We start from the raw sequence: 244 nt of genomic DNA on the forward strand, positions 1-244 counted from the left end.
ACATTCGGGACCTGCCACGCACCGTTGTGCAGGACTGGAACCAAGACGATGGCGTTTATCACATGCGCAACCCGAACTACATAGGTCCGCTCTATGTGGTCAATCTGTCGCACATATCGAACTTCGTGCCCAAAAACCACCAGAACGTTGGTTTTGCGGACCTCGTGATTCAGCTGAATGACCTCGACAAAAAGCGCGCCGTCGTCAAGATTCCCGCGACGTGGCTTCCGGTTGACATTTCTCC

Annotated in this window: 1 protein-coding gene; it reads left to right on the forward strand. The window is 53.7% G+C overall.

Annotated features, from left to right (window positions below; all coding sequences use genetic code 11):
• Positions 1-244 (forward strand): hypothetical protein (locus AC1RPN_RS09165; protein ID WP_481763874.1); only part of this gene is annotated, 244 nt, incomplete at both ends.

The organism is Dellaglioa sp. CoH-57-MRSF-20 (genome assembly GCF_056781955.1).